This is a genomic window from Allobosea sp. 2KB_26, assembly GCF_052115715.1.
Taxonomy (GTDB): domain Bacteria; phylum Pseudomonadota; class Alphaproteobacteria; order Rhizobiales; family Beijerinckiaceae; genus Allobosea.
Genome location: NZ_JBFRHE010000002.1, coordinates 198,662 through 215,758 on the forward strand (window position 1 = coordinate 198,662; position 17,097 = coordinate 215,758).

At 65.6% G+C, this 17,097-nt stretch carries 14 protein-coding genes; 4 read left to right on the forward strand and 10 right to left on the reverse strand.

Annotated features, from left to right (window positions below; translation table 11 throughout):
• Positions 1-103: 103 nt before the first annotated feature.
• Entirely contained in the window at positions 104-2,425 is a 2,322-nt protein-coding gene (locus tag AB4099_RS09205) for a molybdopterin guanine dinucleotide-containing S/N-oxide reductase (RefSeq protein ID WP_441477837.1), read from the forward strand.
• A 173-nt stretch (positions 2,426-2,598) separates the two neighbouring features.
• Here AB4099_RS09205 and AB4099_RS09210 read toward each other — a convergent pair whose 3' ends face one another.
• The 6 genes from AB4099_RS09210 to psrA all read right to left on the reverse strand — a co-directional run bounded on the left by AB4099_RS09210 (position 2,599) and on the right by psrA (position 9,455).
• Positions 2,599-3,315 (reverse strand): phosphatase PAP2 family protein, encoded by a 717-nt coding sequence (locus AB4099_RS09210; protein WP_441477838.1) that lies wholly within the window; start codon positions 3,313-3,315, stop codon positions 2,599-2,601.
• A 115-nt stretch (positions 3,316-3,430) separates the two neighbouring features.
• Positions 3,431-5,425 (reverse strand): hypothetical protein, encoded by a 1,995-nt coding sequence (locus AB4099_RS09215; protein ID WP_441477839.1) that lies wholly within the window; start codon positions 5,423-5,425, stop codon positions 3,431-3,433.
• Positions 5,426-5,731: 306 nt separating this feature from the next.
• Positions 5,732-6,535 (reverse strand): phosphonate ABC transporter, permease protein PhnE, encoded by an 804-nt coding sequence (gene phnE / locus AB4099_RS09220; RefSeq protein ID WP_113518634.1) that lies wholly within the window; start codon positions 6,533-6,535, stop codon positions 5,732-5,734.
• A gap of 20 nt (positions 6,536-6,555) precedes the next feature.
• On the reverse strand, positions 6,556-7,368 hold the full coding sequence (gene phnC / locus AB4099_RS09225) for a phosphonate ABC transporter ATP-binding protein (RefSeq protein ID WP_441477840.1): 813 nt from the start codon (positions 7,366-7,368) through the stop codon (positions 6,556-6,558).
• A 33-nt stretch (positions 7,369-7,401) separates the two neighbouring features.
• Positions 7,402-8,280, reverse strand: coding sequence for a phosphonate ABC transporter substrate-binding protein (phnD, locus tag AB4099_RS09230; RefSeq protein WP_441477841.1), 879 nt, complete (start codon positions 8,278-8,280; stop codon positions 7,402-7,404).
• Positions 8,281-8,363: 83 nt separating this feature from the next.
• Positions 8,364-9,455 carry an iron-containing alcohol dehydrogenase PsrA gene (gene psrA / locus AB4099_RS09235; protein WP_113518673.1) on the reverse strand — a complete coding sequence of 364 codons (1,092 nt, stop codon included), beginning with the start codon at positions 9,453-9,455 and terminating at the stop codon, positions 8,364-8,366.
• Positions 9,456-9,576: 121 nt separating this feature from the next.
• Between psrA and AB4099_RS09240 the strand changes: the two genes are divergently transcribed.
• Entirely contained in the window at positions 9,577-10,446 is an 870-nt protein-coding gene (locus AB4099_RS09240; protein ID WP_441477842.1) for a LysR substrate-binding domain-containing protein, read from the forward strand.
• Positions 10,447-10,485: 39 nt separating this feature from the next.
• On the opposite strand, the gene AB4099_RS09245 is transcribed toward AB4099_RS09240, so the two are convergent.
• Positions 10,486-11,115, reverse strand: a complete 630-nt coding sequence (locus tag AB4099_RS09245) for a TetR/AcrR family transcriptional regulator (RefSeq protein ID WP_441477843.1) — start codon at positions 11,113-11,115, stop codon at positions 10,486-10,488.
• A 105-nt stretch (positions 11,116-11,220) separates the two neighbouring features.
• Between AB4099_RS09245 and AB4099_RS09250 the strand changes: the two genes are divergently transcribed.
• A complete protein-coding gene (locus AB4099_RS09250; protein WP_441477844.1) occupies positions 11,221-12,246 on the forward strand; it encodes a saccharopine dehydrogenase NADP-binding domain-containing protein in 1,026 nt (341 codons plus the stop codon).
• A gap of 102 nt (positions 12,247-12,348) precedes the next feature.
• Here AB4099_RS09250 and AB4099_RS09255 read toward each other — a convergent pair whose 3' ends face one another.
• The 3 genes from AB4099_RS09255 to AB4099_RS09265 all read right to left on the reverse strand — a co-directional run bounded on the left by AB4099_RS09255 (position 12,349) and on the right by AB4099_RS09265 (position 15,773).
• Complete coding sequence (locus AB4099_RS09255; protein ID WP_441477845.1) at positions 12,349-13,998, reverse strand: SulP family inorganic anion transporter; 1,650 nt, start codon at positions 13,996-13,998, stop codon at positions 12,349-12,351.
• 395 nt (positions 13,999-14,393) lie between these two features.
• The gene (locus tag AB4099_RS09260) at positions 14,394-14,819 is read right to left on the reverse strand and encodes a hypothetical protein (protein WP_113518641.1); all 426 of its coding nucleotides are present in this window, start codon (positions 14,817-14,819) and stop codon (positions 14,394-14,396) included.
• 147 nt (positions 14,820-14,966) lie between these two features.
• On the reverse strand, positions 14,967-15,773 hold the full coding sequence (locus AB4099_RS09265; protein ID WP_113518642.1) for an IclR family transcriptional regulator: 807 nt from the start codon (positions 15,771-15,773) through the stop codon (positions 14,967-14,969).
• Positions 15,774-15,918: 145 nt separating this feature from the next.
• Between AB4099_RS09265 and AB4099_RS09270 the strand changes: the two genes are divergently transcribed.
• Positions 15,919-17,094: an acyl-CoA dehydrogenase family protein gene (locus AB4099_RS09270; protein WP_441477846.1), complete on the forward strand. Its 1,176-nt coding sequence runs from the start codon at positions 15,919-15,921 to the stop codon at positions 17,092-17,094.
• Positions 17,095-17,097: the final 3 nt, after the last annotated feature.

The window sequence follows — 17,097 nt, forward strand, 5'->3', positions numbered from 1 at the left end:
AGAAATCGCTTGCGATCATGGGGCTCTATGCCGGATTCCTGCAGCGGCTTTGGCGGCGTTGCCGCCGTCGGAAAAACCTGTGATGACCAGTTCGAGCAACCAGATGACCGAACCTTCCTCAGCGGATGAAGCTTTCCGCCCGCATACCTCGCATTGGGGCGTGTTCTCGGCCCGCATGCAGGATGGCAGGCTCGAAGTCCGGCCCCACCCGGGCGACCCCGATCCGAACGAGATCATCCAGAACTTCCCCGCCGCATTGCGCCATCGCGCCCGGATCGCGCAGCCCATGGTTCGCCGTGGCTGGCTCGAACGTGGCCCCGGTCCGGATGATCGGCGCGGGCGCGACGAGTACCTGCCGATGTCCTGGAACGCCGTGCTCGATCTGCTCGGCGGCGAGCTTGCGCGCATCCGCGGCAATCACGGCCCGGGCGCGATCTTCGGCGGTTCCTATGGCTGGGCGAGCGCGGGGCGCTTCCACCACGCCCAGAGTCAGATCCACCGTTTCCTGAACACCTCGGTTGGCGGCTATGTCCGCTCGGTCAACAGCTATTCCTCGGGCGCGTCCGCGGTCGTGGTGCCGCATGTCATCGGCGACTACGAGGACCTGGTGAAGCGCAACGTCTCCTGGGAGCAGATCGCCGCACACAGCGAGATCGTGCTCGCCTTCGGCGGCATGGCCCTGAAGAACAGCATGGTGGCCGGCGGCAGCATCAGCAAGCATGTCGAGCGCGGCGCGATGGATCGGGCGAGGGCGCGCGGCTGCCAGTTCGTGTTGGCGGGGCCGCTCCGGGGCGACTTGCCGGAGGAGGCCGGGGCCGAGTGGATCTCCTGCATTCCCGGTAGCGACACGGCGCTGATGATGGCGCTCGTCCACACCCTCGTCGTCAACGGGCTGCATGATCGCGACTTCCTCGATCGCTGCACGGTCGGCTGGCCGATCTTCGAGCGCTATCTCCTGGGCGAGACCGATGGGCAGCCCAAGGATGCGGCCTGGGCTGCGACGATCACCGGCGTTGCTGCCGATGCGATCACGGCGCTGGCGAAGCGGCTTCATGGCCGGCGTGCCCTGATCGTCGTCGCCCATGCGCTGCAGCGCGCCGAGCACGGCGAACAGCCGGTCTGGATGGGCATGGTGCTGGCGGCTGCGCTCGGCCAGATCGGCCTGCCGGGCGGCGGCTATGGCTATGGGCTGGGTGCTATCGCCTATTACGGGCGGCGCTACAATGCCGTGCCGGTGCCGACCTTCTCGCAGGGGCGAAACGGGGTTTCCGACTTCATTCCGGTCGCCCGCATCGCCGACATGCTGCTGAACCCGGGCGCCAGCTATCGCTATAACGGCCAGACCCGGACCTATCCCGAGATCAAGCTGGTCTACTGGGCCGGCGGCAATCCGTTCCACCACCACCAGGACCTGAACCGCCTGCGCCAGGCTTTTGCCCGGCTCGACACGCTCGTCGTGCATGAACTCGCCTGGACGGCGACGGCGCGCCATGCCGACATCGTGCTGCCCTGCACGATGACGCTGGAGCGCGAGGACATCGGCGGCAGTTCCAACGACCCGCTGCTCGTCCCGATGCAGCCCGTCGTGCCGCCTTATGGCGAAGCGCGCGACGACTACGCCATCTTCGCCGATCTCGCCGAGAGGCTCGGCTCGCGCCAGGCCTTCACCGAGGGCCGTTCGGTGCGGCAATGGCTGGAGCATCTCTACGAGCCGACGCGGGTGGAGCTTGCCGCCCTGGGCCTGCCGGCTCCGAGTTTCCAGGAATTCTGGGCGGGCGAGGGTTTTGAGCTGCCGCAATTGCCTGATGATGGCGGGCGCCTGCGGAAATTCCGCGAGGATCCGGCGGGGCATCCGCTGCCGACGCCGACCGGCAAGCTGGAGATCTATTCGGAAACGATCGCGAGCTTTGGCGAGGCGGATTGCCCGGGCCACCCGACCTGGCTCGGGCCGACCAACGTGCCGGACACGGCCTCGCCCTATGTGCTGGTCGCGAACCAGCCGCGTACGCGGCTGCACAGCCAGTTCGATTTCGGCGGCCATAGCAGCGAGGCCAAGCATCGGGGCCGCGAGGTCGCGAGCATGCACCCGGACGATGCGGCCGCGCGCGGCATTGCCGATGGCGACATCATCCGGATCTCGAACGAGCGCGGCGCCTGCCTCGCCGGCGTGCGCGTCACTGACGGCATCCGCCAGGGCGTGATCCAGCTCCCGACCGGCGCCTGGTATGATCCCGCCGACCCGACCGAGGACAAATCGCTCTGCGTCCACGGCAACCCCAATGTCCTGACCCGGGATATCGGAACCTCGGCCCTGGCGCAGGGCTGCACGGGACAGCTGACGACGGTCCAGGTCGAGCGTTTCGACGGCAATCTGCCGCCGATCCAGGCCTATGATCCGCCCGCTCGCCAGATAGTGCCGGCCTAGCGACAGTCTGGAGGCAACGAACCTGTCCCAGGGGCAGGGCCCGGCATTTTTGGCAGGCTGTTTGGTACATCACGCCCAGGTCGGGACGATCATGCCCGCGCCGTGGGGGCACGGTATCGCGCGTGGGCGACGGGCAGGGGAAGAGTGCCCCCGATCGGCGGAGCAGCGCGGGGCTACGAGTTTGTCAGCACCGCGGCCGGCACTTGATCGTCGCGGCGTTGCTGGAGACGAAGTCCAAGCGTCCAGCAGAGCGCGGCCCAGACACTGCCGATGCACCATCCTGCCAGGACATCACTGGGATAGTGCACGCCGAGATAGATGCGGCTGAGGCCAACCGCCAAAGTCAGGATGATCGCGAGCGACATCAGATAGACCTTGACCCGCCTGTCGGTCGCCAGCTGGGACAGCAAGGCGCCAAGCGTCAGGAATGTCATCGCAGACAGGGTTGCATGCTCGCTCGGAAAACTCGCGGTGAAGACGACATAGGGCCCGTCGGGCCCCGGTCGGTCCAGCCAGAGCTGCAGCGCGGCGCTGACCACAGCACCGCCCATCACGGTCACGCTCACGAGCTTCGCCGCATCCCGCCTGCCTATCAGGATGAGATAGCCGACCGTCGCAGCGAACAAGATGCCGAGGATGGCAAAGCTGCCCAATGCCGTGATATCGCGGCCCGCCTCCTGGAGCCAGGGCGGGCCGAGCGGCTGGCCCAGGTCACCGGCGCTCCTGAAAGCCGCCAGCACCGCCATGTCCAGGCGCGCGAGATCGCCTGCGATCATTTCGCCGGCAAGGAAGCACAGGCCAAGCACAGCGACGGCAAAGGCGGTCGGCGCCAGCCGGGAGGGCTGTACCGTGTCGCCGACCCGGCCGAAGGCGCGATGCGGGGCTTCCATCGGACCAGAGTAACCCGGCGTTTTGCCGAGGAATAGCGCGATTTGTGGTCGGCCCTGCGTGGCGTATTCAAAGACCGATATCGTCGTACCGGCCTTGTAATGGGGCCGGTAAAACCTATTGCGCTTCAAGCGCCCTGAGCAGCGCGCCGGCGTCTTCAGGTCTCTGCGCGACGAGTTCCTGATAGAGTGCGATCGATAACGCGCAATAGTCGATATGCTTCGCAGGCGCGACAGTCTCGTCCGAGAAAATCGCCATCCGGTCAGCACCGTAGCGCCGCACCAACGTCTGGTGGACTCGGCTCAGTACGGCGCTCGTGACCGCTTCGGGAACCGGTGGTCGGGCTCTCGAGGTCATGATCACGCGTTCCTGCAGGCCCAGTTCGCGCTGGACGAGCTCAACGGGCAAGGCCCCGGCCACGCTCACTTTGCCCGCGCCAAGGGCAGCATACCGATAGCACAGCGTGGGATCCGACTGCCCAAGGGCCCGATACTGATCGATCAGGAGACGCGCAGAATCGATCAGCACTTCATCGTCGGCCTTCGATCTGTGCGATGCGATCAACGGCACTGCCACAGCCCTGTAGTCCGCCATGATCTGGTCCTCGGTTGCGCCAGACGTGAACCCATCGGCGAAAACGCGCCTGATGCGCTCGTACTCGGCAGGGAGGCGGGTCCGGATCGCTGCGAGAACCGGCCAGATTTTTTGATACGGAGACAACAGATCGTCAGGCGTGGGGTTGGCGCCGTAGCCCGATATCGCAAACTCGCTGCCGGTCGCCAGGTGGGTGACCGCGTTTGCGGCGACGAGCTCCTCGATGCTCGGCCGCCACATCGTGTCGCTGGGCACGGCGAGGCCGCGAGCGACGAAACTGGCGGACAGTCCCGCCTGCGCATAGACGGACTTCCAGAAAGTCGTAGATGGGGCCAGATCTTCCGCTGTCATGCCTGAAAAGGCGGGGCCGTGATACCCGAGGCCCCCCAACCGCGTCGCCCACCGCTCCCGGCCGCCAGCATGGACAAGCGTGCAGGCCGACTCGCACCGCGCCGAGACATAGGTGATCAGCCCGCGCGCCTCGATGTTCCGTCGCAGCTTGTCGGCCTCTCCGAGGCGCCCGCCAAAGCTGTGCAGGTGGACGACCTTGATCCGGGGCGACACCTTGATCACGCGCTCGAAATCCGCAGCCAGGCCGAACTTGATCCCGCCTGTGATCTCGATCTCCGTCCCGTCTCGCATCACCCGCAACGAATAGGCTGGAAGACGAGAATCGCCTGTCCAGGCCATGTCGTAGACCTCGGCGAGTTGAGGTGCTCCCGAATGCACGAAATCGCTCACGAACCTGAGAACGCCGAGACCGAGACTGACCTTGGCGGCCCTGGACCAAAAAGCACCCTGGTTCAACGCAGCACGCCGCTCCGCGTGATGTGTCGCCGACCGCCAGGTGCCGACGACCTGCCAGATCGCGATGAGCGTCACGACAAGCCAGGTCAGGACATTGAGCCAAAAGATCGGTGCCGGATCATATCCCGTGTCGGTGGAGAAGATCAGGTTGAGCGCCAGGATCGTGATCAGCGCGGCGATGTTGCCAAGGACAGCGATGCCCCAGAAGGACCAGCCGAGGCTCAACTCGCCGCGCCAATGCCGGACGATGATGTTCCTCTGGGGAAGGGCTGGGCCGGCCTGTGCAGCCGGCGGTGCCAGCATGCGCTGCTGCGGATCGATCTCGAGGTCGGACCGGGCCGCCGGGTTCGATAGCGTCCCAGACCTGGCGGCTGCGGGCGTGGCACCGTTCATCGGCGGATCAGGCCGATTGAACGCCATCGGTTCCGGCTTCGACCGCCGCCGTGCAGCAGCGCCACGGCTGCGCAGAAAGTCGATGGAAAATACCGCCAGTTGGGGAAGGACGTATGTTCCAAAAGCGCTGACAAAGTCTGGTTCGCCGCCATCGGCCATTCCCAGACCGCCCAGCAGCGTCGCGATGGCCAGCGAGAGCCCATTGGCGATGAACACACGAGAGGTGGCGGTGAATCTGCGAATGAGCGCGGAGATGATCGTCGTCAGAATGACGGCCAACAGAAAAGCGCCGATGAATTGCCCGAACACGATAGCCACGACAGTCCCCCTGACCTTACGCAACCATACAGAGCAATTTGGGGCGTCCGCCAGCGGGGGGATGAGGCTGGCTTGTGGATGGGATGGCTGGCGAGCCGGCTAAGTCCGCGCTCAAGCGTTCTGTTCCGGACGCGCGCCGGACGACCGACGCGCGATGCGGCTGAGTAGATCAACGCGTCCAGGGCAGGGACCAGGTCTGGACGTTGGTGAAACTCATCATGGCCTCGACGACACCGTCCTTGTCGCCGAGGCCTGAAGCCTTGATGCCGCCCGACCGTGGCGAGCGGCGCCACGGTCGAAAGGGCGTTACCGGATCATGGCCCGGACGCGCGACGAGATGAGATCGGCTGCGAGCACCATCGCCAGGATCATCAGGATGCAGGTCGCGGTATCCTGGTACTTGAAGAGCTTCATCGAGGAGACGAGTTCGAAGCCGATGCCGCCGGCACCCACCATGCCGAGCACGGTCGACTGGCGGACATTGGTTTCCAGCCGGTAGAACACCGTGCCGAGCCAGGTCGGCAGCACCTGCGGCAGGACGCCGAAGAAGAAGGTCTGAAAGGGCCCGACGCCGGCCGAGCGGAAGGCCTCCAGCGGCCCTTCGTCGATATCTTCCATCGCCTCGGCGAAGAACTTGCCGAGCATGCCGGCGCCGTGGATCGCGAGCGCCAGGACGCCGGCGAAGGGGCCAAGGCCGATGGCCGCGACGAAGATCAGCGCCAGGATGATCTCGTTGATGCCGCGCATGCAGTTCAGCACCTGGCGCGTGGCGTGATAGACGACCGGGCTCGGGCTCAGGTTGCGGGCCGCGAAGAAGCAGATCGGCAGCGCGATGACGACGCCGAGCAGCGTGCCCCAGACCGCGACCTGCAGGCTCTCCAGCGCCGGCTTCCAGAGCCGATCCAGGAAATCCGGATTGGGCGGCATCATGCGGACCAGGAAATCCCACATATAGGGGATGCCGTTCCACAGATTGCTGGCGTTGATCTGCGAGCCGAGCGCGGCCCACCACAGGAAGACGATGGTCGCGAGCGACAGGGCGCTGACACCCCACCAGCCGAAACGGCCCTGCGGCGGACGGAGGACGAGTTGCAATGTTCCGAATGACATGATCGGGCTCCCCGTCGCGTTCAGGCGGTTGCGGTGGCGATGAACGGAGACGCCAGCACCGGCTGGGCCACCGGGCGCGGCTTCAGGACGCGGCTGATTCCGGGGTCTTCCAGGCCGGGATAGATCTGGTGGACGATCTCGGAGGTCAGCTGGTCCGGCGTGTCGTCGAAGATCACCTTGCCGCCGCTGAGCCCGACGATGCGCTCGCCGAATTCCACGGCATAGTCGACCTGGTGCAGGTTGCAGATCACGGCGATGCCTTCTTCCTTGCAGATCGCCTTGAGGTAGCCGAGCACGACGCGCGAGGTTTTTGGATCGAGGCTTGCGACCGGCTCGTCGCACAGGATGACCGCCGGCTGCTGCGCCAGGGCACGGGCGATGCCGACACGCTGCTGCTCGCCGCCGGAGAGCTGGTCGCCGCGCGCATTGGCCTTGTGCGCCAGCTCGACCCGCGTCAGGCATTCCATGGCGATATCGACGTCGCGCCTGGGAAAGAGCTGCAGCATCGACAGGAAGGACGAGAGCCCGGCCATGCGGCCGACGAGCACGTTCTTCAACACCGAGAGGCGCTTCACCAGATTGTGGTGCTGGAAGATCATGGCGACGGGCCGCTCGCCGCGCACGCTGCGCTTGGCGTCGAAGACGGCGCCGTCGATCACTGTCCGTCCCGCATCGGGCTGCACCAGCCCGTTGATGCAGCGCAGCAGTGTCGACTTTCCGGCGCCGCTGGGGCCGAGCACGACCAGGAACTCGCCTGGTCCAACGGTCAGGTCGATGCCCTGCAGCACCGGCCGACCGACATAGGACTTCTTCAGCCCTTCGATCTTGATCATCTCGGATCCTCCGTGGAGCCGCGCCAGGCGCGGCTACTTCATCTTGGCCAGATCGAGATTCAGCACCTTCGCTGTGTCCCGGATGATGTCGTAGGCTTGGTCATTGGTCTCGACGAAGCGGTTGAGCTTGCCCTGATCGGCCCAGGTGATGTCCCTGATGTTCAGGAAAGCGGTCCTGATCTGCTTCTTCAGGTCGTCGGGCACGTTCTTGCGCCAGCAGGTCGGCGATTCCGGGATCGGGTCGGAGCGCCAGACGACCTGGATGTCGGCGGGGTCGATCAGCTTCTTCTGGACCGCGGCATCGAAGATGCGGTCGGCGATCGTTGCGGCATCGACACGCTTGTTGGCGACGGCGAGCGCATTGGCGTCATGCGAACCGGTGAAGAGCACGCGGCCGAAATCCTTCTCGGGATCGAAGCCGAGCTTCATCAGCCCGGCCTTGGGGAAGAGGTGGCCGGAGGTGGAGGACGGATCGACGAAGGCGAAGGTGCGGCCCTTCAGGTCCTTCACTTCCTTGATGCCGCTGTCTTTCCGCGTGATGATCTGGCTGTGGTAATAGGTGCGGCCGGACTTGGCGGTCTCGGCCGTCGCGAAGGCCTCGATCGGCGCGACCGTAGTGCCGAGCACATAGGAGAACGGGCCGAGATAGGCGACCTCGACATGGCCCGAGCGCATGGCTTCGATGACGCCATTATAGTCCGAGGCGACGAAGCCCTGGACCTTGATGCCGAGGTTCTTCTCCAGGGCGTCCAGCAATTGCTGGCTCGACTCCAGCATCGCCCGCGAATCCTCCGACGGGATCAGCCCGACCCGGATCAGCTTCGTCTGGGCGCGAACCAGATGCGGCATGGCCAGAACGGCCCCCGCTGCGGCAAGCGAACCCGTCAACACCTTCCGACGCGAAATGTTCATGTCATCCTCCCAAGATGATCCGGTGGTCCTTTGACCTTGCCGGTGAACCGATTGCGGGCGCCGTAGCCCTGATGTGAGTGATGTTAGGCAGCTTTGGCGGCCTGTCTCCCGATGAAATTGCGACCCCGCTCACCCTCCAGCGCCTTTGCGACCAGCCGGTCCCATTCGACCGGCGACACGCCATAGGCGGCAGGGTCGGTCTTGACGCCGAGACCTTGCAGGAACAGCCCAAGCCGTTCGGCGCCCGCTTCGAGATCGCTGCCGAAGACCCGGCGCAGCGCGGCATCGCATTGCGGCTGCGTGCCCATGGCCCAGCGCATCACGATCGGCAGCGAGAACGAACAGGCGATGCCGTGGATCGTGCCGCTCTTCAGCGTGATGTCGTAGGAGATGTTATGGGCCAGCGCCGTCTTGGTGTTGGAGAAGGCGAGGCCCGCCAGCAGGCTGGCGCGCATCTGGCGCTCCCTGAGGCCGATATCGTCGAGCCGCTCCATCAGGCGCGGCAGCGTGTCGATGATCTCGCGCGCGGCCTCCACGGCGTAATTGGCCGAGACCGGGTTGCCATTGACGTTCCAGATGCTCTCCAGCGCATGCGAGAGCGCGTCGAGCCCGGTCGCGAGCGTCAGGCCGCGCGGCGCGCCCAGCGTCAGGGCCGGGTCGAGCACGGCAGCCTCGGGATAGAGTCGGGGATGGGCGAGCGAGTATTTGCTGCCACGGGCGGCATCCCAGACGGTGGCCCAGGAGGTGACTTCGCTGCCGGTCCCAGCCGTCGTGGGAACGGCGATGATCGGAATGATGCTGGAGGCGTCGAGAGGGGCCTTGTCGACGAGATGGCGGCGCACGGTCTCGAAATCCCCGCCGCTGGCGGCGAGCACCTTGGCGGCGTCGATCATCGAGCCGCCGCCGAGTGCGACGATGACCTCGGCCCGCTCAGCAGAAGCGCCGAACAGGCGGCAGGATTCGACGAGATCGGCACAGTCCGGATTGGTCTCGATATTGGCGATCGTCACCACCGGCGCCCCGGCTGCTTTTGCGAGGCGGTCCGCGAGCTCGCGGAAGATCGGCTGGTCATAGGTGACGAGCGCCCAGCGCCGCCTGCCGATCAGGCCTGCGACCTCGTCGAACAGGCCGGCGCCGAACCGAATCCGGACGGGATTCCAATAGGCCCAATGCATGCGTTCCACCCTCGTTCTCGTCTTTGCCGCCGCGCTTTTCCGGCGTCGTTGGAATGGATGCTCACAAAGGGCGACCCAATAAACAAATTGATTTTTCAGGGCTGATAGATAGAAATTTGCTATGCGTTATACGCGCCTTCGCTCCTTCCATGCCGTGGCCGTTGCGGGCGGCTTCAACGCCGCCGCCGCCGAGTTCAACATCAGCCAGCCGACGCTGACGGCACAGGTTGGCGCGCTCGAAGAGGAGTACGGGGTCGAGCTCTTCGTCCGGAAGGGACGGCGCCGGGAACTGAGCGAGGCGGGGCGACAACTGCTGGCTATCACGACCCGGCTGTTCTCCGAGGAGGACGAGGCGATCGCCTTCCTCGAGCAGACGCGGGAGCTCAGGACCGGCCGGTTGTCGATCAGCGCGGTCGGCCCCTATCACGTCACCGAGATGCTCGCGGCCTTCAACCGGGCCTATCCCGGGATCGAACTCGCCGTGAAGATCGGCAATTCGACCGAAGTCCTGGACGATCTCTTCGAGTATCGCTGCGATGTCGCCGTGCTCGCCTATCTCGACGAAGACGACCGGCTGCTGACCATTCCCTATCGTCGGCACCCGGTTGCCGTGTTCGTGCGGGAGGATCACCGGCTCGCGGGCTGCACGAGCATCGAGATCGCGGCGCTCGACGGCGAGGCGATGATCGTGCGCGAGCGCGGCTCGACGACGCGACGGGCCTTTGAGGAGGCGCTGGCAGCGACCAGGACGAGACCGCGCACCGTCATGGAGATCGGCAGCCGCGAGGCGATCCGCGAGGCGGTCATCCGCGGGCTCGGCATCAGCTATGTCTCGGTCGCCGAATTCGTGCCTGATCCGGTGCTCCGCCTGATCCCGATCGCGGATGCGGAAATCTACACCTACGCGCATGTCGTCGTGCTGCGGAAGCGCGAAGCCAGCCGGATCGTAAGGGCCTTCCTCGACACCGTCCGTCAGACGAAGGATATGTGAACGCCCGAGCGGCGATCGCGCTTGGTCTTGCCGCGAGCGCTACGCTCGCGAGACGCCGGCCGGAGCGATCCGGGCCGCCGAGATCAAGGCGTGCGTCATCTGCCGCAGGATCGCTGTCGCGTCGCAGGTGGACAGGATTTGCGAGCTGACAAAGGCCCCGTTGATGAGCACCGAGAGCTGGGTCGCAAGCACGTCGGGATGCTTGACCTGCAGCCGCTCGGCGATGTCCTGCAGGCGGCGGTGCAATTGCTGCTTATGCGTGCGAGCCACGAGCCGGGCACGGTGGTCCTCGTCCGGGAACTCCGCGGCGACATTGATCTGGGGGCAGCCGCGATAACGGGGCCGGCCGACGCGCTCGCCGATCCAGGCCATGTGCGCATCGAGCTCGGCTTCGCCATCCCCGGCATGGCGCGCCGCCACGCCATCCCAGAGCCCCCAGAAATCTGCGTCCTCCCGCTGCAGATACGCGGCGATGAGGTCGTCCTTCGTACGGAAGTGACGGTATAGGCTCGTCTTCGCGACGCCGGCCGCCTCGATGATCACATCGACGCCGACGGCGCGGACGCCACGGCGGTAGAACAGGTCGGATGCGGTCGCAAGCAGCCGCTCGCGCATATCCACCTGGCCGATTTCCTCCGCCAGCGGCTGGTTCGTTGGCTCTGTCCGCATGCTCTGCTCTCCCTCGACGAAGTGAAGATAGCAGCTCTCCGCTTGACGCGCTACAGACCTGTCTGTACCCATAAGAAACAGACAGGTCTGTAGCGGGAGGAAGTCATGAACGATCGGTTTGACGCGGCTGGGATCAGCAAGCCTGCGATTGCGGTCTACGGGGCCGCCGGACATACGGGCCGCTTCGTGATCAGGGAGCTGCTGCGGCGCGGATTTGTGGCAATCGCGATCGGGCGCGATGCAGAAAAGCTGGCGGCGGCCGAATTTCCGGCCGGCGTCAGGCACGAGGTCGCAACGCTCGGGGATTCCGCTGCGCTTGCGGGCGCCCTCGGCAGAGCGTCGGCGCTGATCAACTGCGCCGGGCCGTTCCTCGACACGGCCGAATTCCTGGTGCCGGCGGCCTTGCAGGCGCGCATCCCCTATCTCGACGTGACGGCGGAACAGCCCAGCGCCCGGGCGACCTTCGAGCGCTATTCCGCGGCTGCGGAAGAGGCCGGCGTCGCCGTCATTCCCGCCATGGGCTTCTATGGCGGCCTGGGCGACCTGCTGACGACGGCGGCGATGGGCGACTGGACCAATGCGGACGAGGCCCGCGTCGCGATCGCCTTGGACAGCTGGCACCCGACCGAGGGCACGCGGGTGACGGGGCTGCGCAACACGGCAAGGCGCGTGACGATTGCGGAGGGGAGGCTGCAGCACCTGCCCGATCCGGCGCAGAACAGCGTCTGGCCCTTCGCCGCCCCCTTTGGCGCGCAGGAGATGGTCGAGCTGCCCTTCACCGAGGCGATCCTGATCGGCAGCCATCTCCAGCTGACAGAACTCCACAGCTACCTGAACACGGCGCCGCTGCGCGATCTGCGCGACGTCACCACCCCGGCGCCGGTGGCGACCGACGCGTCCGGCCGTTCGGCGCAGCGGTTCCTCGTCGAGGTCGAGATCCGGCGGGGGGATGATGTGCGGCGCGCGGCGGCTCGGGGCCAGGACATCTATGCCGTCACCGCGCCCCTGGTGGTCGAGGCTGTCGAGCGGATTCTGAACAGCGAGAAGCAACGCGGCGGCGTCTTCGCTCCGGGCGCAGTTTTCGATGCCCGGGACTTCCTGGCGGCGCTCGGCCCCGATCTCGCGCTCTGATCACAGACGGGGTGGCAGGCGGCGGGGTTCATGCTGTGCTGCCGCCCCGGTCGGTGTCTGCGCGCTGCGCGGCACGGCGTTCGATCTCGGCGAGAATGGAGCTCATGTGCCGACAGACGCGGCGCCCGGATTGCTGGCCAGGAGGCCATGGGCCGCCAGCGCCTCGCGAATTCCGAGATGCACCCTGTACTCGACCTGCCCGTCTTCCGGCGCAAGGAGTTTCAGCCGTTGGTCGACCTCGTCACGCAGGTTCGCGATCTCAAGCGCGATTCCGCTGGCCGCCAGCCTTCGGCGGATGCTGGACAACGCTGCAGCTGCGGTGGCATCGATGCTGGTGATCGGTGAAAAATCCAGGACAACGAGCCTGAGCCCCTGCGACGCGGCGACCCTGTCCAGAATCCCGCGCCGAATATTCTCGACATTGAAGTAGACCCAAGGATGGGCCGTCCTCAGGATCAGGGCGCCGGGCGCGGTGGTTGCGCTGGGGCGATTGGAAAGGTTCACGAAGCTGCCGCTCTCGGCATCGAAACCAAGGGTGGCGATCTCCGGCTGGGTGAGGCGGGCAATGGTCAGCATGAGCGATGCCGCCGCTGCGATGAGCACCCCGTTGAGGACGCCTGCAAGCAGCACGCCGAAGAACGCGACCAGCGCGATGATCCACTCCGCGAACGCGACCTGCCGCAGGTTGCCGATCTGCCGGAAGCGGACGAGATGCTTTGCGGCCATCAGGACGATTGCCGCGAGAACCGGCTCGGGCAGGTATTTGAACACGCCCGTGAAGAAGAGCAGTACGAGCAGGATCGCTGCGGAATTGACGAGCAGCGCCAGCGGCGAGACCGCGCCGCCCATGGCATTGACGGCGGTCTGCGACATCCCGCCCGAGACCGCGTAGCCCTGCGAGACCCCCGCGGCGAGATTGGCGGCACCAAGGGCGAGAAGCTCACGATCGGTGTCGATCTCGGTGCCGTGCTCCTGGGCAAAGCTCCTTGCAACCGAACTCGTCTCGACGAAGCCGAGGAGAAAGCAGGCGAATGCCAGCGGCACGAGCTCGGTCAGGTCCTCCGGCTTGATGGCGGGGATGCCGAAATGCGGGAGACCTTGTGGGATGTCTCCGACAATCGCGATCCCGAGCTTGTGCAGTCCCAATAGGTTGGTTGCGATGATCGCGGCGCCCACCACGAATAATGTGGTGGGTCGCCGCGGCATCAGTTTCTCCAGCACAAGGAACAGGACAACCGCGGCGATGCCCATGGCGAGCGAGGGGCCGTGCGTGGCTGGCAGTTCCCGCCAAAGCTGCAGGAGGCGTGGCAGGAAATTACCGGTCCCGCCAGGCAGGCCAAAGAGCTTTGGCAGCTGCGTCGAGGCGATGTAGAGCGCGGCGCCGGTCTTGAACCCGAGCAGGATCGTGTCCGAGATGAAATAGGCGGTCTGCGAGGCGCGAAGCAGGCGTCCGGCGACGCAGATCAGGCCGAACACGATCGCGGTCGCGGCCGCCAAAGCGGCGTAACGCGACAGGTCTCCTGCGGCGAGGGCGGACAAGCCGGTCGGAAACAGGACCGAGAGCGCGGATGTCGGCCCGACGGCGAGCTGGCCGCTTGCGCCGAACAGGGCATAGCCGGGACCGGCCACGAGATAGCAATAGAGCCCGGCGACGGGGGGTAAACCGGCCAGCGAAGCATAGGCAAGGGATTCGGGGATCGTGAAGGCCGCCAGGGCAAGGCCCGCCGGGATATCCTGTTTGAGGTTGCCCATCTGATATCGGCGAGCCCATCCGAACAGGTTCTCGGTGAATCTGCCGATGGACCAGCCGCCGGTGCGGTCGGCCTGGGGACCATTTGGTTGCATGCCGCGCCCTCACGATCGTTTCTGCGTGAATGGCCCGGCTCCGGCCAGGCCAATGCCGAAGCATGACGGCCTGGGCCAAACCGTCTTCCAAGGTCAGCGCCGCTTCGGATCAGCATCAAAGAGTGCACGGCCCGCTCATGAAGCCGCCGGGAACCGTCCAGCGCAAACCGGCGGTCCGGCTCCCTCTACCAACCTGCAAGCGGCCGGCACTGCCCGTCGTGGCGCCGATCAGGTGCCCCCAGCATGCCGATACCAGCGTTCGGCTCAGGATATTGCCGTGAGGTTCCGCGAGCGGTGCCGTCCTATTTCGGGCAAAGCCTGTAATTGGTTCCGCTGGTGTCGTTCGCGCTGTAGAAGCGCTTGATGCGGCCATCCGGTTCCTTGGCCATGATCGCGGACACCTGTGAGGTCGAGACTGGATTGACGCAGCCGAGCGACAGGAAGTCGCGATCGCCGACGCGTTTGACCGACTGGATCCTGCAGGTGGCGGCCGATGTCCTGATGCGGTCGCCGCTGATGATGAAGGCCGATACGAAAAGATCGGGTGGGCTCTTGAAGGTCATGCCGTTTCGGCCTGGTGAGAAAATCTCCTCACAGGCCGTGCCGTCGGCAAGCCAGGCTCCCTGATAGGCCGCGAACCGGCCTTCGGCTGCCGAGCCATGCGAGACCAGGGCTGTTGCGGCGACAAGGCCGACGATGGCTGCACTTGCGTAAGAGGCGATAGGCATCCGTTCCTCCACTGCTCGACATTCGCGAACTATAGCGGGACTTTCATCCATCCGTCGACGCTGTGAATACGGATTTCCGCAGGAGGGCATGTGTTGGCCGAGGCTGTCGGGATTTCGCCGCGGCCCATGGTCCTTATCACGCAAGCGTCAGTCGCTGCCCAGCGCCTGGCGGATGCGGCGGGCGACGTCCTGCAACTGCTCCCCCACCTCGTCCAGCTTTTCCTTTGGCAGCGAGAGCGCAGATCCCCCGCAGTTCAATGCGAAGGGGCGTGAGCCGTGCAGGAGGATCGGTACGCCGACCGAGTTGATCTCCTGCTTCCATTCCCCGACCGAACGCACATAGCCATGAGTGGCGTATTCGCTGACGGCCGTGCCGATTCCAGCCCGGATGCCCTCGCTGTCGGGTTCGTGGTCGCAGAGCACGTCGACGATGCGTGATCGGGACGCCGGATCCAGGCTTGCGAGATAGGCGCGCCCCATCGCGGAGGTCGCCATCTTGATATGCGAGCCGATCTCGATGCCGAGATGCAGCGGGCTCGAACCGCGGCATTCCTCGATATAGATCATCGTGCGCTGGTCGGGTGCGCCGAGCGCGACCGAGGCGCCGACGCGATCGGCCAGTTCCTGCATCAGGGGGCGTGCGACGTCCCGGATGGCGAGGTTGCCCAGCGCCGAGAAGCCGAGCGCCAGGGCTGCCGCCGAGAGCGAATACTGACCGTTCATCGGCGAGTATTCGAGATAACCCAGCTTGCTCAACGTGTAGGTCAGCCGCGAAATCGTCGACTTCGCCAGCCCGGTGCGGTCGGCAAGCTCCTGATTACCGAGCGCGCGATCCCCGCGCTTGAAGGAGCGTAGCACGTTGAGGCCGCGCGCCAGTGCCGTGACGAAGCGGGGATCCTGGTCCTCAGTCTCGCCCGGGAGGGTGGCGCCCACCGGCGTTTCGCGCTTGCGCATGCTGCTTCGTCACCATCGCCCAGCTGATTGGGGTGCAGGAAAGCGGACTTCCGAGCGATCCAACCGCCCCAGCCAGCTTGACGGTCTGATAGACCATATGCGAGAAAACTCAATAATGGAATTAAATTCCGAGAGATGGAATTAGATGGCGCTTGACCCCGATACCTTCCGCCAGCTGCTCGACACGGTCGAGCGCTTCGTCCGCGAGCGGCTGAGGCCGAATGAAGCGCTCGTGTCGCAAAACGATCAGGTGCCGGCGGAGATCATTGCGCAGATGCGCGAGCTTGGTCTTTTCGGCCTGGCCACTCCGGAGGCTTATGGCGGCCTCGAACTCACGCTTTCGGAAGAGGTCCAGGTCTCGTTCCTGCTCGGCGGAACCTCTCCGGCCTTCCGGTCGATGATCGGCACCAACAACGGCATCGGCTCGCAAGGCATCATCATCGACGGCACCGAGGAGCAGAAGAGCCGCTATCTGCCAGAGATGGCGAGCGGGGAACTCGTCGGTTCATTCTGCCTGACCGAGCCAGAAGCAGGCTCGGATGCAGGGTCGCTACGCAGCTCGGCCCGGCGCGACGGTGATGACTTTGTCATCACCGGCACGAAGCGCTTCATCACCAATGCCCCGGTCGCCGGTCTCTTCACGGTCTTTGCGCGCACCGACCCTGACAGTAAAACGGCTGCGGGCATTTCGGCATTCCTGGTCGATGCCGATCGGCCCGGCATTACGCTGGGCCGTAACGACAAGAAGATGGGCCAGCAGGGCGCCCATACCTGCGACGTGATCTTCGACAATGTCCGCGTGCCGAAGACAGCGATCCTTGGCGGCCCCGACTACGAGGGCAAGGGCTTCGTGACTGCCATGAAGGTGCTTGATCGCGGCCGCCTGACCATTGCGGGCGTCTGTGTCGGCGTGGCCGAGCGCTTGATCGCGGACAGCCTCGCCTATGCCATGGAGCGGCGCCAGTTTGGCAAGCCGATCGCCGAATTCCAGCTGGTCCAGGCCATGCTGGCCGACATGAAGGCGGAGAGCTTTGCCGCGCGCTGCATGGTCGAGGAGACCGCCCGCCGGCGGGATGCCGGGCACGGTATCGCGACCGAAGCAGCCTGCGCCAAGATGTTTGCCTCCGAGATGGTGGGGCGTGTCGCCGATAAGGCCGTCCAGATTCATGGCGGAGCCGGATACGTCGCCGACGCCGGGATCGAGCGCTTCTACAGGGATGTGCGCCTGTTCCGGATCTACGAGGGCACCACCCAGATCCAGCAACTCGTCATCGCCAGGAACATGATCCGCGACGCCCGCCGGGCCGGCGCGGCAGCCTGATTG